The organism is Alkalibacillus silvisoli (genome assembly GCF_039521975.1).
GTDB lineage: Bacteria > Bacillota > Bacilli > Bacillales > Alkalibacillaceae > Alkalibacillus > Alkalibacillus silvisoli.
Genome location: NZ_BAAACZ010000003.1, coordinates 227,203 through 252,513, shown reverse-complemented (window position 1 = coordinate 252,513; position 25,311 = coordinate 227,203). Strand labels below are relative to the sequence as shown.

29 protein-coding genes and 1 pseudogene are annotated in these 25,311 nt (G+C 37.0%); 12 read left to right on the top strand and 18 right to left on the bottom strand.

The annotated features are described in order from the left end of the window. Window positions 1-7: 7 nt before the first annotated feature. The 8 genes from ABDZ63_RS02035 to acpS form a co-directional block, all read right to left on the bottom strand. Window positions 8-412: an anti-sigma regulatory factor gene (locus tag ABDZ63_RS02035; protein ID WP_343781451.1), complete on the bottom strand. Its 405-nt coding sequence runs from the start codon at window positions 410-412 to the stop codon at window positions 8-10. Further along, window positions 412-771: an STAS domain-containing protein gene (locus ABDZ63_RS02030; RefSeq protein WP_343781449.1), complete on the bottom strand. Its 360-nt coding sequence runs from the start codon at window positions 769-771 to the stop codon at window positions 412-414. Before ABDZ63_RS02030 ends, ABDZ63_RS02035 begins: the two co-directional genes overlap by 1 nt. A 5-nt stretch (window positions 772-776) precedes the next feature. Then, on the bottom strand, window positions 777-1,643 hold the full coding sequence (locus tag ABDZ63_RS02025; protein WP_343781448.1) for an STAS domain-containing protein: 867 nt from the start codon (window positions 1,641-1,643) through the stop codon (window positions 777-779). A gap of 267 nt (window positions 1,644-1,910) precedes the next feature. After that, window positions 1,911-2,261: a type II toxin-antitoxin system PemK/MazF family toxin gene (locus ABDZ63_RS02020; RefSeq protein WP_343781447.1), complete on the bottom strand. Its 351-nt coding sequence runs from the start codon at window positions 2,259-2,261 to the stop codon at window positions 1,911-1,913. A 5-nt stretch (window positions 2,262-2,266) separates the two neighbouring features. Beyond that, window positions 2,267-2,548: an antitoxin gene (locus tag ABDZ63_RS02015; protein WP_343781445.1), complete on the bottom strand. Its 282-nt coding sequence runs from the start codon at window positions 2,546-2,548 to the stop codon at window positions 2,267-2,269. A gap of 119 nt (window positions 2,549-2,667) precedes the next feature. Next, window positions 2,668-3,783 (bottom strand): alanine racemase, encoded by a 1,116-nt coding sequence (alr, locus tag ABDZ63_RS02010; RefSeq protein WP_343781444.1) that lies wholly within the window; start codon window positions 3,781-3,783, stop codon window positions 2,668-2,670. 160 nt (window positions 3,784-3,943) lie between these two features. Beyond that, a complete protein-coding gene (locus ABDZ63_RS02005) occupies window positions 3,944-4,963 on the bottom strand; it encodes a LolA family protein (protein ID WP_343781442.1) in 1,020 nt (339 codons plus the stop codon). 149 nt (window positions 4,964-5,112) lie between these two features. After that, window positions 5,113-5,475, bottom strand: coding sequence for a holo-ACP synthase (gene acpS, locus ABDZ63_RS02000; RefSeq protein WP_343781441.1), 363 nt, complete (start codon window positions 5,473-5,475; stop codon window positions 5,113-5,115). Between the two features lie 84 nt (window positions 5,476-5,559). On the opposite strand from acpS, the gene ABDZ63_RS01995 reads away from it, so the two are divergent. The 3 genes from ABDZ63_RS01995 to ABDZ63_RS01985 are packed head-to-tail and all read left to right on the top strand — an operon-like array spanning window position 5,560 to window position 7,985. Next, window positions 5,560-6,156 carry a rhomboid family intramembrane serine protease gene (locus ABDZ63_RS01995; protein WP_343781440.1) on the top strand — a complete coding sequence of 199 codons (597 nt, stop codon included), beginning with the start codon at window positions 5,560-5,562 and terminating at the stop codon, window positions 6,154-6,156. A 28-nt stretch (window positions 6,157-6,184) separates the two neighbouring features. Next, window positions 6,185-7,096 carry a DMT family transporter gene (locus ABDZ63_RS01990; RefSeq protein ID WP_343781438.1) on the top strand — a complete coding sequence of 304 codons (912 nt, stop codon included), beginning with the start codon at window positions 6,185-6,187 and terminating at the stop codon, window positions 7,094-7,096. Between the two features lie 28 nt (window positions 7,097-7,124). Beyond that, entirely contained in the window at window positions 7,125-7,985 is an 861-nt protein-coding gene (locus tag ABDZ63_RS01985) for a DegV family protein (protein ID WP_343781437.1), read from the top strand. Window positions 7,986-8,472: 487 nt separating this feature from the next. On the opposite strand, the gene ABDZ63_RS01980 is transcribed toward ABDZ63_RS01985, so the two are convergent. Both ABDZ63_RS01980 and ABDZ63_RS01975 read right to left on the bottom strand, forming a co-directional pair. Next, window positions 8,473-8,871 (bottom strand): YppG family protein, encoded by a 399-nt coding sequence (locus ABDZ63_RS01980; protein WP_343781435.1) that lies wholly within the window; start codon window positions 8,869-8,871, stop codon window positions 8,473-8,475. 89 nt (window positions 8,872-8,960) lie between these two features. Then, a complete protein-coding gene (locus ABDZ63_RS01975; protein ID WP_343781433.1) occupies window positions 8,961-9,431 on the bottom strand; it encodes a MarR family winged helix-turn-helix transcriptional regulator in 471 nt (156 codons plus the stop codon). Window positions 9,432-9,547: 116 nt separating this feature from the next. Between ABDZ63_RS01975 and ABDZ63_RS01970 the strand changes: the two genes are divergently transcribed. Then, window positions 9,548-10,159: a class I SAM-dependent methyltransferase gene (locus ABDZ63_RS01970; protein ID WP_343781431.1), complete on the top strand. Its 612-nt coding sequence runs from the start codon at window positions 9,548-9,550 to the stop codon at window positions 10,157-10,159. A gap of 97 nt (window positions 10,160-10,256) precedes the next feature. After that, window positions 10,257-11,552 carry a globin-coupled sensor protein gene (locus tag ABDZ63_RS01965; protein ID WP_343781429.1) on the top strand — a complete coding sequence of 432 codons (1,296 nt, stop codon included), beginning with the start codon at window positions 10,257-10,259 and terminating at the stop codon, window positions 11,550-11,552. Between the two features lie 154 nt (window positions 11,553-11,706). On the opposite strand, the gene ABDZ63_RS01960 is transcribed toward ABDZ63_RS01965, so the two are convergent. Beyond that, a complete protein-coding gene (locus tag ABDZ63_RS01960) occupies window positions 11,707-12,048 on the bottom strand; it encodes an LIM domain-containing protein (RefSeq protein WP_343781427.1) in 342 nt (113 codons plus the stop codon). A gap of 97 nt (window positions 12,049-12,145) precedes the next feature. Here ABDZ63_RS01960 and ABDZ63_RS01955 point away from each other — a divergent pair, with 97 nt between their 5' ends. From ABDZ63_RS01955 to ABDZ63_RS01935, 5 genes are all read left to right on the top strand, one after another. Continuing rightward, window positions 12,146-13,144, top strand: a complete 999-nt coding sequence (locus ABDZ63_RS01955) for an LLM class flavin-dependent oxidoreductase (RefSeq protein ID WP_343781426.1) — start codon at window positions 12,146-12,148, stop codon at window positions 13,142-13,144. A gap of 24 nt (window positions 13,145-13,168) precedes the next feature. Beyond that, window positions 13,169-13,834 (top strand): VOC family protein, encoded by a 666-nt coding sequence (locus tag ABDZ63_RS01950; RefSeq protein WP_343781424.1) that lies wholly within the window; start codon window positions 13,169-13,171, stop codon window positions 13,832-13,834. A gap of 19 nt (window positions 13,835-13,853) precedes the next feature. Further along, window positions 13,854-14,708 (top strand): polysaccharide deacetylase family protein, encoded by an 855-nt coding sequence (locus ABDZ63_RS01945; RefSeq protein WP_343781422.1) that lies wholly within the window; start codon window positions 13,854-13,856, stop codon window positions 14,706-14,708. A gap of 147 nt (window positions 14,709-14,855) precedes the next feature. Then, window positions 14,856-15,512, top strand: a complete 657-nt coding sequence (locus ABDZ63_RS01940; protein ID WP_343781420.1) for a peroxiredoxin — start codon at window positions 14,856-14,858, stop codon at window positions 15,510-15,512. 372 nt (window positions 15,513-15,884) lie between these two features. Then, a complete protein-coding gene (locus tag ABDZ63_RS01935; RefSeq protein ID WP_343781418.1) occupies window positions 15,885-17,681 on the top strand; it encodes a M3 family oligoendopeptidase in 1,797 nt (598 codons plus the stop codon). Between the two features lie 77 nt (window positions 17,682-17,758). Here ABDZ63_RS01935 and ABDZ63_RS01930 read toward each other — a convergent pair whose 3' ends face one another. Beyond that, window positions 17,759-18,253, bottom strand: a complete 495-nt coding sequence (locus ABDZ63_RS01930) for a GNAT family N-acetyltransferase (protein WP_343781416.1) — start codon at window positions 18,251-18,253, stop codon at window positions 17,759-17,761. Window positions 18,254-18,392: 139 nt separating this feature from the next. Here ABDZ63_RS01930 and ABDZ63_RS01925 point away from each other — a divergent pair, with 139 nt between their 5' ends. After that, window positions 18,393-18,752, top strand: coding sequence for an ArsR/SmtB family transcription factor (locus ABDZ63_RS01925; RefSeq protein WP_343781414.1), 360 nt, complete (start codon window positions 18,393-18,395; stop codon window positions 18,750-18,752). Further along, on the top strand, window positions 18,752-20,851 hold the full coding sequence (locus ABDZ63_RS01920; RefSeq protein ID WP_343781412.1) for a heavy metal translocating P-type ATPase: 2,100 nt from the start codon (window positions 18,752-18,754) through the stop codon (window positions 20,849-20,851). Before ABDZ63_RS01925 ends, ABDZ63_RS01920 begins: the two co-directional genes overlap by 1 nt. A gap of 66 nt (window positions 20,852-20,917) precedes the next feature. Here the strand turns inward: ABDZ63_RS01920 and hisC are convergent, their stop codons facing one another. From hisC to hisB, 6 genes and pseudogenes are all read right to left on the bottom strand, one after another. Beyond that, window positions 20,918-21,988: a histidinol-phosphate transaminase gene (gene hisC, locus ABDZ63_RS01915; protein ID WP_343781410.1), complete on the bottom strand. Its 1,071-nt coding sequence runs from the start codon at window positions 21,986-21,988 to the stop codon at window positions 20,918-20,920. Then, window positions 21,981-22,612 (bottom strand): annotated as a pseudogene (gene hisIE, locus ABDZ63_RS01910) (bifunctional phosphoribosyl-AMP cyclohydrolase/phosphoribosyl-ATP diphosphatase HisIE). Before hisIE ends, hisC begins: the two are co-directional and overlap by 8 nt. Window positions 22,613-22,619: 7 nt before the next feature. Continuing rightward, the gene (gene hisF, locus ABDZ63_RS01905; protein ID WP_343781408.1) at window positions 22,620-23,378 is read right to left on the bottom strand and encodes an imidazole glycerol phosphate synthase subunit HisF; all 759 of its coding nucleotides are present in this window, start codon (window positions 23,376-23,378) and stop codon (window positions 22,620-22,622) included. After that, entirely contained in the window at window positions 23,372-24,091 is a 720-nt protein-coding gene (gene hisA / locus ABDZ63_RS01900) for a 1-(5-phosphoribosyl)-5-[(5-phosphoribosylamino)methylideneamino]imidazole-4-carboxamide isomerase (RefSeq protein ID WP_343781406.1), read from the bottom strand. Before hisA ends, hisF begins: the two co-directional genes overlap by 7 nt. Further along, window positions 24,088-24,702 (bottom strand): imidazole glycerol phosphate synthase subunit HisH, encoded by a 615-nt coding sequence (hisH, locus tag ABDZ63_RS01895; RefSeq protein WP_343781404.1) that lies wholly within the window; start codon window positions 24,700-24,702, stop codon window positions 24,088-24,090. Before hisH ends, hisA begins: the two co-directional genes overlap by 4 nt. A 13-nt stretch (window positions 24,703-24,715) precedes the next feature. After that, complete coding sequence (hisB, locus tag ABDZ63_RS01890) at window positions 24,716-25,300, bottom strand: imidazoleglycerol-phosphate dehydratase HisB (protein WP_343781402.1); 585 nt, start codon at window positions 25,298-25,300, stop codon at window positions 24,716-24,718. Window positions 25,301-25,311 lie beyond the last annotated feature (11 nt).

Here is a 25,311-nt window from a genome sequence, read left to right as displayed (position 1 = left end):
CCCCCTCCTATGGTCGAGCCCACTTAATCACGGTAACTTTAGTACCCGTATCGCCAGACTCCATATCAAACTCATCCATTAAACGTTTAACCCCTGGCAAACCGGCACCTAAGCCTCCCGAAGTGGAATAACCATCTTTCATTGCAGCACTAAGATCATTAATCCCAGGCCCTTTGTCTTTAGCAATGATTTTAAGCCCAACCTTTGGCAGATCATGGACTTCATCAAATATAATTTCGCCTTCTTTAGCGTATAAATAAATATTACGAGCTAGTTCTGATATAGCCGTTGTAATTCTTGCTTGGTCAACAGAACCAAAACCTAAGCGCTGTGAGATTTGCCTTCCTGCTTGACGAGCAGCGACAATATCCCATTCTTTCTTAATAGCAACAGAGGATACCGTTTCTTTCATCACTTCTCCTCCAATTCTTGTCTTAACTTAATTATACCCTGTTCTAAATCTAGTGCAGTTGGTACCTCCTTTAAGTAAATACCTAATTCAATTAAAGTCATAGATACTGCTGGTTGAACACCAGTGAATACAACCTTTGCTCCCATTAAATCAGCCATTGATACGACATCACCGAAAACTTTTGCGATAAATGAATCAACAACCTCTACAGAAGTAAGGTCAATTACGACACCTGTTGCTCCTGTTTCGTGGATTTTACTTAACAGGTCTTCTTGAAATTGCATGGCTGTTTGGTCATCCAACTCGATTTGAATAGATACTAATAAATAATTATGCAACTTTAAAATTGGTACGCGCAAGACTATTACTCCTTTCCGATTGAATCTAAAATATCTTCAATATCTTCTGTTTTATTGTCATTTGAAATTATTTTCTTATCTGTCATTTGTAAAGCTGTTTCAAAGCCTTTCTTCAATGAACTCTTAGTAGGGAATTGACTCAAATCAATGCCTAAATTAACAATTGTTTGTGCAATTTCTGGCCTAATCCCTACTAAGATACACGTTGCACCTAGTAGTCTCACCGCTTCTGCTGCTTGAATGATATGATGAGCAACCATCGTATCAACTACTGGTACTCCAGTAATGTCAATTAAAACGACATCAGTTCTGTTTTTCACAACACCATTTAATAAATTCTCCATAATTAACTTGGCGCGGTCTGTGTCAATCGTTCCAACAAGCGGCATAACAGTCACTTCATCCATGACAGGAATTAATGGTGCAGAAAGCTCCTCTAAAGCTAGCTTCTGTAATGAAATAATATTGTTCCAGTTTGTGGAGTACTGATTCATTAATCGAATTTTAAGAGGGTCTAGCCAAGCATTAACCCCTTCCATCACCTCAATGAAGTCACTTTTAGTTTCAGTTTCATGTAAGTCTAAAACAAACTTAATGCTTTCTGTACGGAAGATTTGAAGCCCCTCTGTGATATAACCAAATGGCCACCCAATATTGACTACCTTCTCAGCAAATTCATCTAACTCTTTTAATTGAGATTCTCCGCCTTTCAAGCTTGAAACGATAATCCCTGAAAACTCACGGTTCATCTGTTCAATCATCTCAGTTGATATCGTTGAGCTGTAATCCTGTAAAGATTGATTATCTTGTTTGTCAAACCATCTCGCTACAATTTCATCACTATGTTCTAGTACAATCTTTTGTAGATTCATAATTAAACAGTACCTCCATATTTAAACTATTATTTACAATTTACCACTACGGATGATTTTTTTCTACATTTGTCAGAAAACTTTAGCATTAATTTGTATGTTTACATTATAGCGTTAACATCCGTAAATATAAAGAGCAGCACTACTAACATAATGCCTCCACCACAAGTGATTAATGCTCATCATACTGACCAACTACTAAAAGACCACCATTTATGAATGTATTTACAAAATACACTCATAAATGGTGGTCTTCTTCTAACCTTATTATAAGTCTAATAGCCCAAGACTAATTTGCAATGCATCATCCACTTGATTCATTAAATATTCATCTAGTGTTGTAATTTTATCGGTTAGTCGCTGTTTATCAATCGTTCGAATCTGTTCTAGCAAAATAACAGAATCACGCTCAAAATCATATTTTTCCGCATCTATTTCAACATGAGTTGGTAATTTAGCTTTTTGAATTTGCGCTGTGATTGCAGCAACGATTACCGTCGGGCTAAATCGGTTACCTATATTGTTTTGAATAATAAGAACTGGACGAACACCGCCCTGTTCAGAGCCTACCACGGGGGTCAGGTCTGCGTAGTAGACGTCGCCACGTTTAACATACAAATTAATTACACCCCACTCACTAAGCGCTCAAGAGTGGTTTCAGCCTCCTCTTCAGCTTGGAAAGCTTCAGATGCGATATCTAAGTTGATATTTTTCATTTCTACATAACCACGGCGCATCTTTTCTTTAATTTTACGTTTCTTTTCTTCTTTCACATAGCTATCAATAGCGTGCAGAATGAGCTGTTGGCGATCGACCATTTCTTCTTCATTCTCAACCAATTCATCACACTCATTCAGTAAAGACATCGGTAATTGTATCATTACCTCTTTTGAAGAATCTGACATCCTTACACCCCCAACATTTTACGAACAACAAATCTAATAAATATCATAACATCATTCGCTAAGTTTCGTAAAGAAAAAACTCAACTTAAATATGATTGTGGTGCTACTTTAAGAGTTATTCACTCAAAATAAACCCTTGGTACTCGCTCATTAATCATACAAGGAATCTCATAATTAATCGTTTCTAGATGGTTAGCGACATCATCTGTCGAAACGAATTCTCCATTATTCTCACCGATGATTGTAACCTTTGTATCAATCGGGATATAGCGATCTAATTTGACCATAAACTGATCCATACATATCCGACCGACTATAGGATACTTTTTCCCATCAATAATAACTTCGAATCCTTGTAACTTACGAATCCAACCATCACCATAACCTATAGGAACAGTTCCAACCCACTCCTCTTCTAAAGCGGTATAAGTTGCTCCATAACTAATCGTCTCACCTGGATTAATTTTTTTAATATGTGATAGTTGACTAATTAATGAAAAGGCTGGTTTTAAGGGTATACCAGTCTGTTCTTTAACAAGTTCAGATGGGTATAAACCATACATGCCAATCCCAAAACGAACAGCATCATACATGGAGTCTTTAAATCTCATCGCACCAGCAGAGTTACCTATATGAAACTCTATTTCTTCTGGCAATTGGGGTTTAAACTCCTCTATATATTGTCTAAACCGTTTTAATTGCTTCTCAAGATGTGTTCGTTCATCCTCATCTGCTGTTGCTAAATGGGAATAAACCCCTGTAATTTCAATACTTGTCGATTTAAGCTCTTTTAATACATCATACGCTTCTGCAGCTGTTCTTATACCTAAACGATTCATTCCGGTATCAAATTTAATATGAACATTTAAATTAGAATGCAAATACTGACGAGCTTCTACTACCCAATCTGCTTGAAAAACTGTGACCGTCAAATTATGCCAAGCAGCAATTTGGGCATCACGTGGACGAATTCTACCAAGGACTAAAATAGGTGTATCAGGTATATGTTTCCTTAATCGAATCCCTTCATCAAGTAATGCAACCGCTAATTGGTCAGCACCAGCTTCTAATGCAGCTTTCGCCACTTCTACATCACCATGTCCATAACCATTAGCCTTAACAACAGCATACACTTTCTTAGGTGATTGGTAGATCATTTTCATTTGTTTAATATTATGTTTAATGGCATTCAAATCAACTTCTGCCCACGTATCTCGATAAAAATGGTTTTCCATGCTTTGACCTTCTTTTCTTACCTTTAGAAAAGGACTTTTCTCTATATTATCTATTTCTTTCACACATCATGTCAAATGACTGTAGTCTTGACTTAAAAGAAAAAATGCCCAAGATTTATGTTGGGCATGATCAATGACTTATTCTATTTCTATTTATAGGTTACTTCATCATCTCAGAGTCTACCGATTGTGCAACTTGGATCATTTCATTTACCGTTAATGAGTCACTAGCTAGGACAAAACGCATGCCATCTAACTCCCATTCTAATGAACTGTTCGTTAAATGACCTACCGCAAATCCTAAGTCAACCATGTCACCGCCTGCATGGACTGGAGCCATTAAACTAGTAGGGTATGAGTCAAACTTCTCTTGTACTAAAGTAAATGGCTTATCACCTTCATAAGATGAGATGACTCTTTCACCATCTTCAAAATCAATCACTTCTTCACTAGCAGCAGATGCACCTTCAGGTAAGGACGATGGGGAATAAACTTCCATTTCACGATCTTCTAATTCAGCCATTGTCGGCACGCTCACTGCACCTTCTGCTAAGTTTTGTTCAGTATCAAACTCTTCATCACTAATTTCTACATCCGTTTCAAATGATGTAAAATCGACTTCGACCATTGTTTCACCATTATGGTCTTGCACTCTTACTAACGCCGGGTGGTAGGATCCTTTGTGGAAGTAAACTTCCTGAAAAGGTAACTGTTGATTACCTTTATAGTTTGTCTTCACTTTAAAGACATAGTAATTATCAGTCATTTGAAACTCTCGTTCACTATCACTAATAATGTCGCTGACAAGTGAGGTGTATAAATAAGGTTGGCTATGTTGCTTTGGCCAGTCATTTTGGAATTTGTAACTTTTGTTGATCGAAGGAGTTAAAACAAATACACCTTCATCATTACGCAAAATGACTTGATTACCTTCTTCATCCTCTGTGTTATTCATTGCAACTTTGAAATAATCTTCTTTTTTGTGCCAAACGTCAATTTGATATTGTTGTGATTCTTCCCCCGTGGTCATCGTCATCTCTGCTGAGGCCTTGAAACTCGACATGTCAGCTACTTGGTCATCAAGTGATTGTAGAACATCGTCTACAGTCTCTTCTCCACATGCCGTTAAAAGAACAGCGGTTAACACAATGGATAAGAAGAGAAAAAGTTTTCTTTTCATTTGGACAACTCCTTCGTCTCAATTTTCGCTGCTTGTTTACTTTTTGAACAAGCGATCTATTCAGTTGCGGTGACAATGTGCACATCGGACCCTTTTGTTACCCGCAATACACTATATGAGACAAGGAGTATGAATATGCAGACTAGCTATTAAACTTGTTCAATTATTACTTGCGCTACAACATAATCTTTACTATGAGAAATAGAAACGTGAACACCATGCATTCTCTCATTGTTTAAAAGGAATTGTGGTTGTCCATGGTGAGTAGATATGATCTCAACCGATTGGAAAGATAACTCCTTTCCAATACCACACCCCATCGCTTTACTATATGCTTCTTTAGCCGCAAACCGACCTGCTAAATATTCAACCTGCCTATTATAATTACTGTAAGAATAATATCTTTCCTGTTCCTTTTCAGTTAAGATTCGTTGAATAAAGCGTGGTTGTTTTTCTAGTAAATTTTTAATACGGTCTAACTCTGTAATATCTATTCCAGTACCTTTAATCATGAAAGCCCTTCTTTCTTATTGCATGTTTTCATAAAGATTAGTATTCTTAAAGGAAATAAACTCATCTAAAGTGAGGCGTTTGCCATGTTTTTTTTACGCACAGAAAGCTTTAGGGAATTCCTGCGTTTTTACCCTGTTATATCATCAATTGTTGTCATACATATTATTATTTTCTTAGCTGTTAATGTATCAATGGATATTCGCCAGCTATTAACAGGCTGGAACTTCGCTATTTTAGTACATGATCAATATTGGCGTTTATTTTCATCCATCTTCGTCCACATTCAACCTATGCATTTACTGTTTAACACATTCAGTTTAATTTTGTTTGGCCCTGCTTTAGAAGCAATGCTTGGGCGATTTAAGTTTATTTTAGCATATTTAGGTGCTGGTGTTATTGCTAATATAGCGACATTATACTTAGCAGATTTGGCCACATCAAATGTTGGAGCATCAGGTGCGATTTTTGGGCTATTCGGTATTTATTTATACCTACTCTTCATGAGACCTGAACTAATTGATGCGAATAGTAGGCAAATCATTGTCGTCATTGTTATTGTTGGTTTAGTTTTAACGTTTCGTCCAGGAATCAATATTTATGGACATATATTCGGTTTAATTGGTGGGCTTGCCATAGGCCCTATCATATTTGCTCGGTATAAAGGAAGATTTCGACTATAATCAATGGAAGCATACTAGGAGTGATCATATGAGCGAAAAACAATTCACACCCTACATAGCCATCGCAATTGGTGTAGTCGCTGTTTCAACGTCTGCTATTTTCGTTCGGTTAGCGGATGCACCTTCATCCATGATTGCTAACTACCGCTTACTACTCGCTGTATTAATCATGCTTCCATATATAGTATGGAAACATCTAGGTGATTTCAAATATATATCAAGACGCGATTGGTGGTTTTCAGCTGCTGCTGGTATCTTTTTAGCCCTTCACTTCATTTTATGGTTTGAATCACTCAACCATACGTCTGTTGCGAGTTCTGTTGTTCTTGTGACAACCCAACCCATATTCGCGTTTATAGGTACATATTTATTTTTTAAAGAGCGTTTTACAAGTGGAGCAGTCTTAAGTATGGTGATTGCTTTTACCGGTAGTGTTATTATTAGTTGGGGCGACTTTCAAATTAGTGGAATGGCTTTAGTTGGTAACTTTTTAGCGCTAATGGGTGCGATTGCTATTACTGGTTATTTCTTATTTGGACAAGATGTTCGTAAGCGTGTTTCACTTATGACATACACGTTTATTGTATATGGTATAAGCTCCATAACACTTGTCTTATACAATATTGTTTTAGGTGAATCTTTTACAGGATACACAGGTGAAACATGGATGTATTTCTTAGCACTTGCAATTATCCCAACATTCTTTGGTCACACATTGTTTAATTGGGCGATTAGATGGGTGAGTGCTTCAACAATAACGATGGGAGTACTCTTTGAACCAATCGGTGCTTCAATCATGGCGTATTTCATTCTCGGAGAACTGGTTACTTGGTCACAATTCTTAGGTGGTTCAATTGTAATCGTTGGACTTATGCTATTTATCATTAGTACATCTAAAAAAAGAAAAATAAAAGTTATTAATGAACAAAAACAAACATAGATCAATTTTATTTAATAGGGGTGTTAACATGAGTATTCAATTTATGGTTGATGGTGGGGCAGACCTACCACAAGGTTTCTCAGAAAAATTTAATATTAAAGTTATTCCGCTAAACATCCATTTTGATGATGGCGTCTATAAAGCGGGGGTTGAACTTTCAACAAAACAGTATTACGAGAAGTTTTTAGAATCTGAAGAAATCCCTAAAACTTCAGCTCCTAGCCCTAATGATTTCTATGAAGCGTTTAAAGAAGTCGACCCAACATCACCCATTCTATTACTATCACTAACTAAAAATTTAAGTGCTACTTATCAAAATGCAACTATTGGAAGAGATATGTTATTAGATGAGGAACCAGAGCGAGAAATTGAAATCATTAACACTAAAACAGCTTCATGCGGGATCACTCTATTACTAAACGAAGCAATCAAAATGAAAATTAAGAGTGAGGAATTTCAGAAGATTGTTACTGAAACCAAACAGAACGTCGAAAAAACCGTTACTCTATTTTCTTTGAAAACCGTTGAAAATTTAATAAAAGGCGGGCGTCTTGATAAGTTTCGTGGAACCATTGCCAAAACGTTAAATATCAAACTGTTAATGAAAGCTTCTGATGAAGGAGAAATTGATGTCACTGAAAAAGTACGCGGTGAGAAAAAAGCATTGCGTCGCTTAGTTGAACAAATTGGTGACTATACGAAAACATTAGACGGAAAAACGATTACAATGTCTCAAAGCAATTGTGAGAGCAAAGCAAAAAAAGTATTAAGTCAAATTAAAGAACACTATAATCATAATGAAGACTATATTGTTGAAATGGGGCCGTTAATTGCCAACTATGCAGGTGAAGGCGGGTTAGTGATCTCATTCCTTGAAGATGAAAAATAAAGACGAATGTTGATTAATGCTTATATTTAATTTGAGGTATATGATCTCCTCTCGATTATTGAAACTGGTTTCATACCAATCAATAAAACGGGAGGAGATTTTTTTGAGTTGAGGTGGTGAGTTCCCTTGAATGAGTGGTCAGTTTTATTAGTGCTCGCTGTTACTTTTATCAGCGTTCAACCTATTTTTTTCAGCACTCGCTACTAGTTGTACAGCACTTTAAATCAGCTGGAGACGATAATTCCATTTGGAGAATTTACATAGGGAATAAGCAGCTCATGACATGTATTAGCATCTTTATTCGCATTCATCGATATCGCCTGATTATTGATTATTCAGGCGATATCTTCAATATTCAGGCGAAAAAAATTATAATCGGGCGAAAATCCCGATAATCGGGCGAAATCCTCAATATTCAGGCGAACGCCCAATTATTTAAGCGTTCGCCCGATTATACACTCGCACCTGCTCTCATGCCCCCATTATTTCATGAATCTCTCACCATTGAGTTTAAACCCTTTAATAGCGGGGAAACTTGTTGTGTTATTTGTACGACTTGCCCGAGAGTTTTAAAAACTTTATCAAGGTCGACTTCACCATTTTCGTCTTGAAAATATTGCATAAGCATTTGTTTTTGTGAAGGTGTCATCGTTTGTTGATCATGTTGCATTATAAAAGGTTGCTCATCATAATGCGTGGGAAAAATAGGTTGTTGTGGCATATCATAGGTTTGGAATTGTTGATAATCAGGATAAAAATGCTGATAACCTCCCGTCGTCTCCATTGGCATCGCATTATACATTCCTGAATGGTAAAGATCATAATTATAATATGGATCATTAGGGCCTTGAGCCCATGGGTATACGCCATAATCATTTCGATACATTTTCTTTTTAGCCTCCCTCATCATTCTACACTGTGCTTTATTTTATGACTAATAAGGAAGGTGTGTGTATATCACGGTCGTGACCTTTGTTATCGTTTTTCTATTTTGTATTCCTCAGCTGACCTACCAAGTTTTTTCACTAAATCAATTGCCTGTAATTTTTCATCTTCTGTTAGACCATCCATAAACCGTTCGATCTCTTCCCAATGCTTAGGAAAAATATCATTTAACAACTCGCGACCTTTTTCAGTTATTTCAGCGTATGTAACGCGACGATCATTTGATGAGGGTATTCTTTTTAACAGCCCTTTTTCTTCTAGGTTATTAACGACATAAGTAATACTACCACTCGTTAACAAAATTCTTTCTCCAATTTTTTGTAGGGGTTGCTTGCCTCTGTGATACAGTAACTCCAATAAAGCAAATTCAGTTGGGTTCAACCCGTATCTTGTCATATCGAGTTGTGCTAAATCTCCTAATGCCCTAGAAGCCTTTGATAAAACGACGAAAAGTTTTAATGATGGGTCTTGTTTACGTTTTTGATATTCTGATTCATTCACGGCAATCATCCTTTATAATAAAACTACAACCATTATAGGTTGTAGACGTTCAGCCGTCAAAAAGGTTTTAACATCATATGACTTTTGGCATAATAGTTTCCTAGGAGGGAATCGCTATGATTGAAGATACAGGAGAACGTGTTATACCGAAAATGATGGACCCAACGAACCCATTATTGTTAGAACATATAGCTAGGTACCAATTTGCATTACCGTATTTACATGGCCGAGTTCTCGACTTAACATGTGGTGCGGGTTACGGGAGTCATATGATTGTAAAGAGAAGAAAAAGGCAAGTTGAAGAAGTGATTGGAGTCGATCTAGACCCAGAAATCATTAATTATGCAAAAGGGGCATACTACCATCCTAAAACACAATTTATCATTGCCAATGCAGTCGATGAAACATTGGTTGAACAAATGGGGACATTCGATGCGATTGTAAGCTTTGAAACCATTGAACACATTGAGGAAGAACAGGCATTATTAGACAATTATAATCGATTACTCAAACCAGGTGGGACACTCATCGTATCAACTCCATTTGGCAAGGGGCGTGGCAAGCCTTGCGGGTCTCCATTTCACGTCCATCAGCTAACGCCAGATGAATTTAAAGAATTATTCATACACTACCAATCGACACAATTTTATTACCAAAATGGCGTCTTAATTGAGCCTGGACGTGAAAACTTACAATATCCATTAGGGATTGCAGTATGTACTAAGTAGGTCGAATAGCGGATAAAATAGTCGATATTTAATTTACTTTCTGAGCATTTCCTAATATACTAAGGGAAAATGAACTAGTTTCTTAGGAGTTGTTGACATGTTTAAACTTCAAAAACAAATAGAGCCAACATTAACAGCTGACTTGTACATAGGTGATGTGATCATTGATACATCTAAACAAAATGATCTAACTAAACAGCTAAGTATGGTCAATCTATCAAAAGAAGATTTATCCATTTTAAGGTCATTAAAACCCATTGTCTCTGAACATATTGAAGCGATTGTAACACAGTTTTATGACAACATTGAACACGAACCTTCGTTAATGCAAATTATTGAAAAAAACAGTTCAGTAGAGCGTCTTAAAGAAACACTGACTCGACATATTCAAGAAATGTTTAATGGTGTAATTGATGATGAGTTTGTTGATCAGCGTAAATATATTGCTTACGCTCACGTTAAAATTGGATTAATGCCAAAGTGGTATTTATGTGCATTCCAAGATCTATTAAACTCTTTTCAGCGTATTTATTTCGACCATTTTGATCATCAAGAAGATATTTTCAAAGCACTATCTGCAACATCAAAAATATTGAATATCGAGCAGCAACTTGTTTTAGAAACATTTGAACAAGAAAATAAACGTGAACGCGATGAACAATATGAAAAACAAGATAAACTATTACAAGAAATTGATCAAATGTCTGATGAACTTGTTCAAATTTCAAACCAAACGGATGTCGCGATGAAGCAATTATTAGAGCACTCGAACGAAATCCGCTCATTCTCTAAAACAACCGTTGAGACTGCTTCGACTGTTGAAGATCAATCGAATACAGGAAAAGATGATTTAGAGGATCAGTTACATAAAATGGGTGAAATTGAACAGCAAATGAATTCCATTTACAAAGAGATGACTAAACTTGAAGAAGCTTCTTCACAAATCAATGAAATACTAGACTTTATTACAGACGTTTCAGAACAGACGAATCTATTATCGTTAAATGCTAGTATTGAGGCTGCTCGCGCCGGAGAATTAGGAAAAGGATTCGCTGTTGTAGCACAAGAGGTTAAAAAGCTGGCTGATCAAACAAAAGGATCGATTGAAAATATTACTGAATTAATTAATACAACAAATCGTCAAATCGGCCAAGTTTCAAAGGATGTTACTGCAACAACTAGTTTAATAAAAGATGGAACTGAGAGTATGAAGAAAACAAATACTTTCTTTGACGACATTTTAACAAACACTCACGAAAGTAAAGCGTTAAATGATGAAATGGAAGCTAAATTAGCTAATATTAATGAAGTTGTTGAACAATTAAGTGCAGCCTATGCTGAGGTTAATGATGCGGCTGAAAGCTTATCAAATTTAGCTAAAGATCACGGGTAATAAAACAAAAGATTAAAGAAAATCAAGTGGTAATAACAGAAAATCCGAACGATTCATCACAAATGAACTCGTTCGGATTTTTGCGTTTTGGTATCACTACATCTCGATTGTTAACAACTCTACATCCTTTTTGCCCACATCATTCATCATAAGATCAGCTTTTACTGGGTACTTTTCGTTCGATTGTAATCCAGCTAATGAAGCGATAAATCGGATAAATTAAAACTAAGACAACCGCAATAAAAGGAACTTCAATAAATGTTATAAAAGCTACAAATAAAATAACGAAAATTAATGTCATGATATTTGCGTAACGACCGTTAAATGGCATCGCATCGAAAAACATTGAAGCCCTTTCCTTCTTTTCTTCAACACGTTTTTTAAAACACTCTTCATGAAAAGGCTTTACTGTCATTTTTACATTAGCGGTCATTAATTCAGAGCGACCTTTAATTTCTTTATTACAACCATAACAGGTTACAGTTTTTGTCCCCATTGTCACTTTCCCTCACTCTTATATGCATATCGATTGAATTTTAAACGTAAATCTAAAACAATTATAATCATAACTTAATTAAAGAAGGGTGTCGAATATGAATTTACAATTAAGTGTGTTAGACCAATCACCTTTATTACAAAACCACACACCTCAAGAAGCTTTACAACAAACCATCCAACTTGCCAGGCATGTTGACCAATTGGGTTATAAGCGGTTTTGGATGAGTGAGCATCATAGTACGAAAAGTTTAGCAGGATCAGCACCTGAAATGCTCATACCAGCAATCGCCGCTTCTACCGAAAGAATTCGCATCGGAACTGGTGGTGTCTTACTTCCACATTACAGTCCATTTAAAGTTGCTGAACAATTTCGTGTACTAGAAGCGTTATACCCCAATCGAATCGACCTTGGAATTGGGCGTGCGCCTGGTGGAATGCCGGGTGTAAATTATGCTTTAAATAGAGGGAAATATCCTGATGTTAAGCACTATCCACAACAAGCATCACTACTAATCGATTACATATTAGGTAATGACCCTGAAGGCTATCAAGTCCAAGCAACACCTATGAGTGAATCTACTCCACCTGTCTGGATGTTAGGTTCAAGCGGGGCTAGCGCTCATGTTGCTGGTGAATTAGGTACCTCTTATACTTTTGCACAATTTATTAATGGTGATGGCGGCCCAGCAGCTATTGAACGCTATTATAATAATTTTATTCCTTCACCTTTACAACATGAACCAGAAGCTAGTATTGCTGTTTTCGTTGTGGTTGGAAAAACAGAACAAGAGGCTGAATATTATGCTTCAAGCTTAGATGTTGCCTTATTAATGGCAGATCAAGGACAAATTCGTGAGCACTTCCCTAACCCTGATGTAGCGAGTAAACAATCCTTTAGTCATTTTGAACAACAACGTATAATAGAGAATAGAAATAGAATGGTTGTTGGTAGTGTAGAAGGTGTTAAACAAAAGCTTGAATATATGTCAGCACAATTCCAAGTAAATGAAGTAATTGTTAATACAATCGTCTCGCCATTTGAGAAACGTCTCGAATCCTATGAGAAGTTAGCCAATGCTTTTCAATTAGAATAGAATCTATCAAAAGGAGTGTTTATTATGGTTGCATTTGACCACCTTGTTATCCATTCCTATAACCCTAAAAAGCACCAAGAGATGTTTTCAACTTTTCATCATCTAACAGGATTACCAGGTGGAAAGCATGAACAGTGGGGAACTTATAATTACCTTGCATTCATGGAAAACAACAGCTACATTGAATGGTTAGGAATCGAACACGAAGAGCAAGCCAGTCAATCTGATAACCCTTTGATCCAACAGACTTACAAAGCTAATAAGAATCACATTGAAGGTCCAATCCAATTTGCTTTACGAGTCAATTACTTAGATGATTATATCAATTCGTTTAATCAAAAAGGAATTGAATATGCAGGTCCATTCCCTGGTAGTCGTCAAAAGCTAGATGGAACGAGATTAGATTGGCGTATGTTATTTCCGAAACCTTCATCTGAAGGTTCGCCTATTCCCTTTCTAATTGAGTGGAGTGGAGAAGGGAATTTACCGAAAGATAAGTCACTAATTAACGAGACACCCTTCACATCAATTGAAATTGGAGTAGATCATGTAGAGGAGTACGCACAACTATTAGAAGAGCTTATTCAATTAAAACGTGTTGATCAAAATAGCTTCCAATTAGAAAACGGACAATTAATTATAGGTGCTCATAAAGGTTTAATAGCTCATTTTAATCACATAACATTTTAAATGAAGTAGAGGTTTTGAAATGAAATTTAAGATACTTATCTTACTATTTACCCTTGTATTTATTGCTGGATGTTCAAATTTCGATCAAAATAAGTCATTAACTTTAAACGATCACAGCACGATCGAGCATTCACTTACTGAGCGAGCAAGCCCCACCCACTTGTTCTCAACACCCATTGACCTAGACATCGAGCAGTATTCAAATGAAAGTCAGGAGTGGGGTGAATTCGTTACCGGCGTTAAAACACAGCTTGAAACAGATGAGCAAGTTATGGCATTAACATTTGATGCTTGTGGTGGACCTTATGGGCGTGGTTATGATGAGGAAATGATCGATTTTTTAATTGAACAAGAAATTCCTGCCACACTGTTTGTTAATAAAGACTGGATTGAACACAATCAAGAAGTATTTTTAGAACTAGCTAATGATCCACTTTTCCAAATTGAAAATCATGGGACTGACCATTTACCTCTCTCTGTTAATGGCCAGAAAGCTTGGGGAATTAAAGGAACAAGCAATCCAGAAGAAGTTTATGAGGAAGTTATGACAAACCAAGAATACATTAAAGAGTTAACTGGACAAGCGCCTTCTTACTTTAGGTCTGGAACAGCTTATTTTGACGAGGTTTCGGTACAAATGATACAAGACATGGAGCTAGATGCTGTTAACTACAATGTCTTAGGAGATGCAGGTGGGACTTATTCAAGCGATCAAGTTGAATCTTCTTTACTACAAGCTGAACCAGGTTCCATCGCGCTTCTCCATATGAATCAGCCTGACAGTGGGACTAGAGGCGGTGTAATGAATGCTATTCCCCAATTAATTGATGAGGGATATGAGTTTGTCCATTTAGATGAATTCCCTCTTAATTGAAGGGTTTGCACCAATCATGTGCAAACTCTTTTTTAATTTCTGATGCAAATATTGTGAAATTTCTTATCACTTTTGTTATATTTAGTGTATAATAAACCATAGTAATCCTATAGGAATAAATATTTTTTGTATAAGGAGAGGAATATTATGTCAGAAGAAAATCAACAATTTCAATTGCCTCGCATTGGGGACAAAGCACCTAGTTTTGAAGCTAAAACGACACATGGTCAAATTAGTTTAGAGGATTACAAAGGGTCATGGGTTGTATTATTTTCGCACCCTGCAGACTTTACACCCGTGTGCACAACTGAGTTTGTTTCATTCCAAAGTATTTACCCGCAACTGCGTGAGCTAAACACTGAATTATTAGGTTTAAGCATTGATAGTGTTCAATCACATATTGCTTGGGCACGTAATATTGAAGAGAATTTCAATGTAGAAATTGAGTTCCCTGTAATAGCTGACCTAGATCAGCAAGTTGCCAAGAAGTATGGTATGATTCATCCAAATGATAGTGGCACAGAAACTAATCGCGCTGTGTTTGTCATTGATGATCAACAAGTTGTCAAATCAATTATCTATTATCCACTTACTACAGGCCGTAATATGGATGAAATTGTTCGTCTCGTTAAAGCGCTTCAAACTACTGCTGAGCATCAAGTTTCTACTCCAGCTGATTGGAAGCCAGGAGACAAAGTCATTGTTCCACCACCTGCTTCAAAACAACAAGCAGCTGAGCGAGCTAAGGATGACAGCCTTGAAGTTATAGACTGGTACTTAGCTAAAAAAGATTTAAACAAGTAAAAGCTTCTTAAATCCGGACGACTCATCATAAATGAACTCGTTCGGATTTTTTAGTTTCGATACCGCTACATGAGAAAATCGCCTGAGCGCTGATAAACGACCCGCGAACGCTGATAAAAACGCCTGAGCGCTGATAAAGTCTCCTCGAACGCTGATAAAACTTCCCCGAACGCTGATAAAGCCCTAAACGTCGATCAAGTTACACAACCATCTCATGCTGTTTCTTGTTAAACAGGAGGATGCAATGGTGTCAGTGATACTACAACAATTAATTACTTCTTAACTCGAAATATTCTTCATTCGGACTACCTTTTATGCTATACTATAGTTATATTATTATGAAAATTTCGAATGTATTGGGAGGTTATTTTAATGACGAAAACAAGTTACCCCGTAGTTTGGGATTTAGATGTTTTCTTTAAAGGCGGAAGCGAATCTGAAGAGCTTCGCCGTCACCTGGATGAAACAAAAGAACATTTAGCATCCTTCACAGAAAAGCTTAATCAATTTAAGACACCTACTTCGGTTAATGAAGCTAGTGAAGTAGTGAACTTAATTGAAGAAGGATCAGACATTAGTCAAAAGATCCGCCAGGCAGGTGCTTTTATTTCATGTCTTGAAGCGCAAAATATGAGTGACCATAAAGCCAGTACTTTGCGTAGTGAAGTAACAGAATTATCCGCTTCTTATGGCTCTTTATTTAATAGCTTTAAACAACAACTTGCACAAACCGATAAAAATGTTTGGAAAGGGTTACTTGAACATGAGGAACTCTCTGAACTGTCATTTGTCTTAAATGAGTGGCGTGATGCAGCTCAAGAGCAACTATCAGAAGATGAAGAATCTCTAATCTCTTCCTTATCTGTTGATGGCTATCACGCTTGGGGCCAAATGTATAATACCATTGTTGGTGATATGACAGTTAATGTCACTGTTGATGGTGAAGAAAAAGAGTTATCAGTTGGACAAGCTAACAATTTATTATCGCATGAAAACCCCGATGTTCGTAAGCAAGTCTATGAAAAGTTAGAAGCAGCGTGGAAAGAGAAAGAATCGCTTTTTGCTAATACATTAAACCATTTAGCTGGCTTCCGTTTAAACGTGTATAAAAAACGTGGCTGGGACAATGTATTAAAGGAGCCTTTAGATATTAATCGTATGCAACAAGCTACGTTAGATGCGATGTGGGGTGCGATTACAAAGCATAAGCAGCCATTCGTTGATTTCTTATACCGAAAAGCCGAATTACTCGGTAAAGATAAGCTAGAATGGTATGATTTAGGCGCACCAACACAAGAAAACAGTCAAAAGCTTTCGTATGATGATGGAGCTCAATTTATATTAAAGCACTTTGAGCAATTCAGCCCTAAAATGGCCGACTTTTCTAAAACAGCTTTTAAAGATGCGTGGATTGAAGCAGAAGATCGTCCAGGTAAACGCCCTGGTGGGTTCTGTACAGGGTTCCCGTTAAGTGAACAATCACGAATTTTTATGACGTATAGTGGTTCCATGTCTAATGTTGCGACATTAGCTCATGAATTAGGCCACGCTTACCATTCATTTGCACTAAAGCCTGTGCATCCACTTAATCGTCGTTATGCCATGAACGTCGCAGAAACTGCTTCTACGTTTGCTGAAATGATTGTAGCAGATGCTGCGGTGAAAGAGTCAAAAACGACAGAAGACAAAATTGCTTTATTAGAAGATAAATTACAGCGCAGTGTCGCATTCTTTATGAACATTCATTCTCGGTTCTTATTTGAAACGCGCTTTTATGAAGAGCGTAAAAAAGGTTTTGTACCAGCAAGTCGATTAAATGAACTAACAGACGAAGCACAGCGCGAAGCTTATTGTGATGCTGTTAACTCAACAAGCCCAAGCTACTGGTCGAATAAATTACACTTTCATATTACAGGCGTACCTTTTTATAACTTCCCGTACACGTTCGGTTACTTATTTTCACTTAGTATTTATGCGAAAGCACTTGAAGAAGGTACAAGCTATGAAGATCAATACATTGAGCTCCTTCAAGATACTGCCAGAATGTCGGTAGAAGACTTAGCCATGAAGCATTTAGGTGAAGATATTACGAAAGAATCGTTCTGGGAAAAAGGGATTGAACTTTGTAAGAAAGATGTAGCTGAGTACTTAGAATTAACAAGTAAATAATCAGTAAGCCCAGCTTAGGACCTTCAAATCCATAGCTGGGCTTCTTCGTTTACAGTATGTGTTTTTACAAATTACCATTAAACTTTTTTCTCGTAATAAAAGAATGGTTCTTTGAAATTGCCGTGGTGCTGACGGTCGACTAGTGTGTAATTCCCTTTTTTAAACAAGTTAAGTGCCGCTTCATTTTCCCCATTTGTATCGGTACGAATATAGGGTATCCCTTGTTGTATAGCTAAGTTTTCAGCAAAACGATAAAACGCTAAGCCAATTCCTTTATGTCTTTTATTTAAGTCCACGGCTAATCTTTTAATACATAAATACGGCGAATCATCACTCCAGTTAATTTCTTTATACTCCTCATGCCCCTCATTACTTATACAAGCAACGCCAATGACTTGTTGCTCCTGTTCATAAACAAATAATTCATGCCTCTTTAGATCTGATTCATAATGGTTTCTTAATGGATATGTATCACCCCATTGTGTCATACCAGATTCAGCCATCATCACTTTTGCATGACTCACAATCGTTTCAATCTGATCTAAATCTTCCTTCCTTGCCTCTCTAATCATGAAAACGACCTCCCTTAACTTCTGATTTTAAACTTTATGTTAAATAATGAGAAATGATAGTGCAATTCTTTTGACATTCAAACATATATTTGAATATAATATATTCAAACGAACATTTGAATGAAAGAAGGTGTATCTGTTGAAACTCCCCAACTGTACTTCTGAAATAAGTGAAAACCAATTAAAAACTATTTATCAGTCTGTTAATCAAACATCGATTCAAGCCGTTGCACAATTGTTTAAAGTATTAGGAGACCCAACCCGTGTGAAAGTCGCTCAAGCTCTCACATTCGAAAAAGAACTTTGCGTTTGTGATTTAGCAGTAATCACAGAAACATCTGTTGCCACTGCTTCCCACCATTTACGAACTTTAAAAAAGCACGGTTTAGCTAAAGCTAGAAAACAAGGCAAAAACATTTACTACTCACTTGATGACCATCACGTGCACAGTTTAATTAATATTGCCATTGCACACCAGCACGAACTGGAGGAATCCTAATGCATCAAGAAACCTACTATGTCAAAGGTATGTCATGTACATCATGCGCTCAAACATTCGAAAACAACGTTAAAGACCTTAATGCTGTAGCGGATGCTAAAGTTAATTTTGGTGCATCAAAAATCACAGTTTATGGTGATGCTACAGTTGAACAATTAAAAAAAGCAGGTGCATTTGAAAATTTATCAATTTCAAAACAATACAGTCATAAAGAACAACCACCAAAATTAAATACCATTAAATCTAACTGGCACATTATCGTCTCAGCTATATTATTAATGATTGGCATCTACTTATTATTTCAATTAGGTGATAACCACCCGATTACAACAGGTATGTTTCTATCCTCTATTGCCATTGGGGGTTACCAATTATTAAATATAGGTGTAAGGAACTTATTTAAACTACGGTTTGATATGAAAACGTTAATGACGATTGCTGTTATTGGCGCTGCAATTATTGGTGAATGGGTAGAAGGCGCTGTTGTCGTTATATTATTCGCTATTAGTGAAGCACTAGAACGCTATTCAATCGACCGCGCTCGCTCATCGATTCAGTCCTTAATGGAAGTTGCACCTAACACAGCGCGGGTTATTCGTGACCAGAGAATAGTTGAAATTGATGTATCAGACCTTCAAATCGAAGACACTGTCATCATTAAACCAGGTGAGAAAATTCCAGTTGACGCTCACATATTAAAAGGTGAATCATCAATCAACCAAGCAGCGATTACAGGTGAATCTGTTCCAGTTTTTAAATCAAAAGATGACGAAGTTTTTGCTGGAACATTAAATGAAGAAGGCTACTTAGAAGTTAATGTTCAAAAGCTAGCCAAAGACACCACGTTAGCCAAAATTATTCATTTAGTTGAAGAAGCCCAAAATGACCAAGCGCCAGCTCAGCAATTTATCGATCGATTCGCCGCTTATTATACACCATTAATCATGTTAGTTGCTTTAGGTGTTGCAACGATCCCACCATTTATATTTGGATTAAGCTTTGAGACTTGGATTTACCAAGGGTTAGCTGTATTAGTCGTCGGATGCCCTTGTGCTTTAGTTATTTCAACACCCGTAGCAATTGTAACAGCGATTGGTAGTGCTGCTAGAAATGGTGTTCTTATTAAAGGTGGAGCATACTTAGAAGCGCTTGGTCAGATCAAAACAATCGCGTTTGATAAGACTGGCACCGTTACAGAAGGTAAACCAGTCGTACAACACTACCACTTGTTTGATGAAAATCTCTCAGCAGAACAGTTTTTCCAAAAAGCCCAAGCATTAGAAGTCATGTCACAACACCCTCTAGCTAAAGCCGTTACTGACTATACAGAGGACTGGTTTAACATACCCAATGACCTTGAGGTTGAGGATTTTCAATCGATAACAGGAAAAGGTGTTACTGGCTATATTAATGGCGATGAATACAAAATTGGTAGCCCTTCAATGTTTAATGACTTAACGACTGAAGAACAAGCACTCATCCATGAAGCTAGACAAACTGGACACACTGTTATTCTAATGAGTCAAAATAATCGTATTCTTGGTTTGATCAGCATTGCTGATGCGGTTCGTTCAATGGCAAGTGACATGATCCAACAATTAGACAAGTTAAGTTTAAGGCGAACTGTACTACTAACCGGAGATCATGAAGAAACCGCCAAATCAATTAGTAATCAAGTAGGGATTAAGCAATATTTATCACAACTGTTACCGAAAGATAAACAGATGAAAGTTAAAGAATTACAAGAGCATTACGGGCAAGTCGCCATGGTTGGTGATGGTGTCAATGACGCACCAGCATTAGCGACTGCAGATGTGGGTATTGCAATGGGTAGCGCTGGAACAGATACTGCTTTAGAAACAGCGGATATAGCTTTAATGGGAGATGATTTAACGAAGCTTCCATATACTGTTCGTCTAAGCAGAAGAGCACTTAATATCATCAAACAGAATATTATTTTCGCCCTTAGTACAAAAGCCCTAGCCCTTCTTCTTGTCATACCGGGGTGGCTTACCCTTTGGATCGCTATCTTAGCAGACATGGGGGCTACTTTACTCGTCACACTAAACGCTTTACGATTGGTTAAATTAAAAGAATAACTGTAACAGGACGAGCGCTAGTTAACCAGCGTTCGTCTTGTTAATTTGAAGAGGTCATTACTAAACCTAGTTAATTTGTTGATTTAACACCCTTTCTACCTTTCTCACCAACTCCTCCATCTCTTCGTTTGTTCCAATTGTAATTCTAATGTAACTATCCAAATTCGGCTTGTTAAAATATCTGAGATAAATTCCTTCCTTTTTCATCATCCTGTATAAAACTGATGCCTCTATTCCAACAGGCTGAACAAATACAAAGTTAGCATTTGAGTTTAATACTAAAAACCCAAGTTCTTTCAAAGATTCTTTTACCCAACTACGTGTTTTAACCACTTGATCCAGGACATTAGCATAATAAGCCTCATCTCTTAATGCCGCTTCTGCCCCTTTTATTGAAATGCGATCCATCGTGTAAGAATTAAATGAATTTTTCACACGTTCAATCCCTTCAATTAACTTCACGTGACCAATCGCATAACCTACACGTATACCAGCTAGCGCATGCGATTTTGATAATGTTTTTGTGATGAGTAAATTCGGATAATAATCAACTAACTGAACAGCTGATTCTGCCCCAAATTCAACATAAGCTTCATCGATGATTACGACATTGTTAGAGTTACCTTGTAAAATCTCTTCAATCGATTCTATAGGTAAAGCAATTCCTGTTGGAGCATTTGGGTTTGGAAAGATCACACCACCCGTAGAACGCTTCATCCCTTCGACATCTATTGTGAAATCTTCTTGTAATGGCACCTCTTGATATGGAATTTTATATAATTTCGCATATACAGGGTAAAAACTATACGTAATATCTGGAAATTTAATCGCTTCGTTCGGTTCAAAAAACGTTTGAAATGCAAAGGCTAACACTTCATCTGATCCATTTCCAACGAAGACTTGCTCATAATTTACCGATTCACGATCTGCTATTACATTTTTCAACGAGTTAACTGTTGGCGTCGGATACTTCCGTAGGTCGCTATTAACCATTTGTTTCATAGCTTCTAGAGCTTTAGGTGAAGGTGGGTACGGATTTTCATTGGTATTTAACTTAACAATATCCACTTCATAAGGCTGCTCTCCAGGAACATAAGGGTTCGCTTCAATTGCGGTTCGACTCCAAAATTTACTCATCCTCATCACCTTTCACCCTATTGGTTAAAGCCTCTTTCACACGTTCAATCGGCATATCCTTTTCAGCCATCAAGACAAGCAAATGATAAGTAAGGTCAGCTAATTCCATTGCTAAATTTTCATTGTCATTATTTTTAGCACCAATTAAAACTTCTCCTGACTCTTCACTTATTTTCTTCAAAATCTTATCGAGGCCTTCCTCAAATAAGTAATTCGTGTATGATTCATCTTTTGGATTTTCCTTACGGTTGTGAATCGACTCAAAAACTTGATGAATGACCTCGCGATTATAAGTTAATGAATCATTTTATTCACATGACGATAAAAACAGCTTTTCTTCCCTGTATGGCATGCAGGACCATTTGACTCAACTTGTACGAGTAAAGCATCTTGATCACAATCATAACTAAGCTGTTTTACATACTGGGTATGACCTGAAGTCGCTCCTTTAAGCCACAATTCTTGACGGCTCCGACTATAAAACCATGTCTGTTTCGTTTCAATTGTTTTACGAAAAGACTCTTCATTCATATAAGCTAACATAAGGACTTCACCACTACGAACATCTTGGATGACAGCCGGGATCAACCCTTTTTCATCAAACTGAATACTTAACTTCTCCATTAAAAAATCACCCCTGCCTGATCGGTAGTTCGTGGTTATATAAATATTGCTTTAATTGTTGTAAATCAATCTCTTCGAAGTGAAAGACTGAAGCGGCTAAAGCTGCATCGGCTTTCCCATCTATTAAAACATCACGGAAATGCTTCATTTCTCCAGCACCACCAGATGCAACAATTGGGACATTAACACATTCACTTATCCGAGCCATGACTTCGTTGTTATAACCTTGCTTCACTCCATCAGTGTCCATAACATTTAGAACAATCTCTCCAGCACCACGTCTTTCACCTTCTTGTGCCCATCTAAACAAGTTTTGACCTGTATTTTCACGTCCACCTTTTACAAAAACCATCCATTCTCCATCTACTTGTTTAGTATCAATAGATAAAACGACACATTGATTACCAAAACGAACAGAAGCTTCATCTATTAATGAAGGATTTTGTACAGCAGCACTATTAACAGAGACTTTATCCGCTCCGGCATTTAATACCGCTCTGAAGTCTTCAACTGACTGAATTCCGCCACCAACTGTAAAAGGGATATGGACTTCTTTTGCTACACGCTTGACTACATCTAAAAAAATTCCTCGCTTTTCATGTGTTGCTGTAATGTCATAAAATACTAACTCATCCGCCCCAAGCTTACTGTATCGTTTACTAAGCTCAACAGGATCTGCGATATCTTCTATATTGGTAAACCTCTTCCCCTTAACAACTCTTCCATCTTGAACATCTAAGCAAGGAATAATTCGTTTTGCTAACATATTGACGGCTCCTTCATAATTTCTAATAAAGAAATCTTACCTTCATACAAGGCCTTTCCGACAATGGCACCATAAATATTAGCCTTACTTAATTCACGTATATCCTCAATTGATGTTACGCCACCTGAAGCTATTACTTCTAGCTCTGTTAGATTGTTCATTTGAAATAAAGCCTCTAAATTCGGCCCTTGTAGCATACCGTCTTTCGCAATATCTGTGTAAACAATTGATTGAATCCCTGCCTTTTGTAACTTGTAAGCAAATTCGATTGCTTTAAGATTAGATATTTCAATCCAACCATCTGTTGCAACATAACCATTACGTGCATCAACTGAAACGATAATTTTCTCCCCGCCGAAGCGTTCAACAACGTCTTTTACAAAATCAGGATCTTTAACTGCCACAGTACCCAATATGACACGATCTACACCTATATCGAGTAATTCATTAATTCTTTCTATATTTCTAACTCCACCACCAACTTGAACAGGAATCGAAACTTCTTCAATCATTTGTTTAATGACTCCAAAATTTTTAGAGTAATCCCCTTTAATAGCATCCAAGTCAACGATATGTAAAAAGCTAGCACCTTCTTTTACCCATTCGTTTGCCATCTCAACTGGATTTCCATATATTGTTTGCACATTATAATCACCTTGCTTTAACCGAACACATTGTTGATTAATCAAATCAATAGCTGGAAATACTCTCATCTCATCATCTCCTTAAAATTCTTCAACAATTGCATACCAACGCGACCACTTTTTTCTGGATGATACTGCATGCCGATTATATGACCACGCTTAACAGCTGATGTGAAGGAAAAACCATAATCCGTTTCGTGTAATATATCTTCCTCATACTTTGGCTTTGCATAATACGAATGAACAAAATAAACATAATCCCCCATTTGAATTTCTTGATTAATGGTCGAATCACAGTACTGTTTATGAAGGTTTAACTGATTCCATCCCATGTGTGGAATTTTTAAATCATGATTAAAACGGACAACATCACCTTTAATTAAACCTAGACCTTCATGCTCCCCATGTTCAAAGCTTCTTTCAAACAATAGTTGCATTCCTAAACAAATACCTAAAAGTGGTTTCCCTTGGCTAACTTGTGACTTAATTTCATCTATAAAACCAGCTTCACCTAACCTCCCTATAGCTTCACCAAATGCCCCAACACCTGGCAAAACAATTCCAGATGCACTTTGCAAATCAAAGGGTTGGTCTGTTATTTTACATTCAATACCTAACAAAGATAAGGCGTGTTGCACATTTCTTAAATTTCCGGCTCCATAATCAATAATAGCAATCATTTATGACCCACCCTTACAACTTTCCTTTCGTTGATGGTACATCACCATTTGAATCTTGAATAACTAATGCTTCACTAAGAACTCGACCTACGCCTTTAAAAATTGATTCAATGATATGGTGATTGTTATAGCCATGAATTAATTTAACATGTAATGTAATCCCAGCTTGATTAATGAAAGCTCTTAAAAATTCTTCTACTAATTCTGTATCAAATTGACCGACCTTCTCCCCTAAACCAGAAACGTCGTAAACTAAAAAGGGACGATTGGATACGTCAATTGAAACTAAACTTAGTGATTCATCCATCGGCGTAAAGTCTGTAGCATAGCGCTTTATTCCCCGCTTATCACCCATTGCCTCCCTAAATGCTTGACCTAGCACAATTCCAACATCTTCAACTGTGTGATGATCATCAACATATAAATCACCATCCGCTTTCACCGTTAAGTCAAATGAGCCATGAGCAGCGAATAACATTAACATATGATCAAAAAAACCAACACCTGTATCAGCTTCAACCTCTTTTCTTCCGTCAATTACAAGTGATAGATCAATTGCTGTTTCAGATGTTGTTCGTTTAACCGTTGATTGTCGCACTGTACCACCTC

Coding starts and splice junctions, on each gene's coding strand:
- ABDZ63_RS02025 (WP_343781448.1), bottom strand. CDS start 1,643: ATGAATCTACAAAAGATTGTACTAGAACATAGTGATGAAATTGTAGCG.
- ABDZ63_RS01920 (WP_343781412.1), top strand. CDS start 18,752: ATGCATCAAGAAACCTACTATGTCAAAGGTATGTCATGTACATCATGC.
- ABDZ63_RS01980 (WP_343781435.1), bottom strand. CDS start 8,871: ATGTATCGAAATGATTATGGCGTATACCCATGGGCTCAAGGCCCTAAT.
- acpS (WP_343781441.1), bottom strand. CDS start 5,475: ATGATTAAAGGTACTGGAATAGATATTACAGAGTTAGACCGTATTAAA.
- ABDZ63_RS02005 (WP_343781442.1), bottom strand. CDS start 4,963: ATGAAAAGAAAACTTTTTCTCTTCTTATCCATTGTGTTAACCGCTGTT.
- ABDZ63_RS01935 (WP_343781418.1), top strand. CDS start 15,885: ATGACGAAAACAAGTTACCCCGTAGTTTGGGATTTAGATGTTTTCTTT.
- ABDZ63_RS01955 (WP_343781426.1), top strand. CDS start 12,146: ATGAATTTACAATTAAGTGTGTTAGACCAATCACCTTTATTACAAAAC.
- hisC (WP_343781410.1), bottom strand. CDS start 21,988: ATGAGTAAATTTTGGAGTCGAACCGCAATTGAAGCGAACCCTTATGTT.
- hisA (WP_343781406.1), bottom strand. CDS start 24,091: ATGAGAGTATTTCCAGCTATTGATTTGATTAATCAACAATGTGTTCGG.
- ABDZ63_RS01940 (WP_343781420.1), top strand. CDS start 14,856: ATGTCAGAAGAAAATCAACAATTTCAATTGCCTCGCATTGGGGACAAA.
- ABDZ63_RS01945 (WP_343781422.1), top strand. CDS start 13,854: ATGAAATTTAAGATACTTATCTTACTATTTACCCTTGTATTTATTGCT.
- ABDZ63_RS01965 (WP_343781429.1), top strand. CDS start 10,257: ATGTTTAAACTTCAAAAACAAATAGAGCCAACATTAACAGCTGACTTG.
- ABDZ63_RS01960 (WP_343781427.1), bottom strand. CDS start 12,048: ATGGGGACAAAAACTGTAACCTGTTATGGTTGTAATAAAGAAATTAAA.
- ABDZ63_RS02015 (WP_343781445.1), bottom strand. CDS start 2,548: ATGTCAGATTCTTCAAAAGAGGTAATGATACAATTACCGATGTCTTTA.
- ABDZ63_RS01995 (WP_343781440.1), top strand. CDS start 5,560: ATGTTTTTTTTACGCACAGAAAGCTTTAGGGAATTCCTGCGTTTTTAC.
- ABDZ63_RS01970 (WP_343781431.1), top strand. CDS start 9,548: ATGATTGAAGATACAGGAGAACGTGTTATACCGAAAATGATGGACCCA.
- ABDZ63_RS02035 (WP_343781451.1), bottom strand. CDS start 412: ATGAAAGAAACGGTATCCTCTGTTGCTATTAAGAAAGAATGGGATATT.
- hisF (WP_343781408.1), bottom strand. CDS start 23,378: ATGTTAGCAAAACGAATTATTCCTTGCTTAGATGTTCAAGATGGAAGA.
- ABDZ63_RS01985 (WP_343781437.1), top strand. CDS start 7,125: ATGAGTATTCAATTTATGGTTGATGGTGGGGCAGACCTACCACAAGGT.
- alr (WP_343781444.1), bottom strand. CDS start 3,783: ATGGAAAACCATTTTTATCGAGATACGTGGGCAGAAGTTGATTTGAAT.
- ABDZ63_RS01990 (WP_343781438.1), top strand. CDS start 6,185: ATGAGCGAAAAACAATTCACACCCTACATAGCCATCGCAATTGGTGTA.
- hisH (WP_343781404.1), bottom strand. CDS start 24,702: ATGATTGCTATTATTGATTATGGAGCCGGAAATTTAAGAAATGTGCAA.
- ABDZ63_RS01950 (WP_343781424.1), top strand. CDS start 13,169: ATGGTTGCATTTGACCACCTTGTTATCCATTCCTATAACCCTAAAAAG.
- ABDZ63_RS01930 (WP_343781416.1), bottom strand. CDS start 18,253: ATGATTAGAGAGGCAAGGAAGGAAGATTTAGATCAGATTGAAACGATT.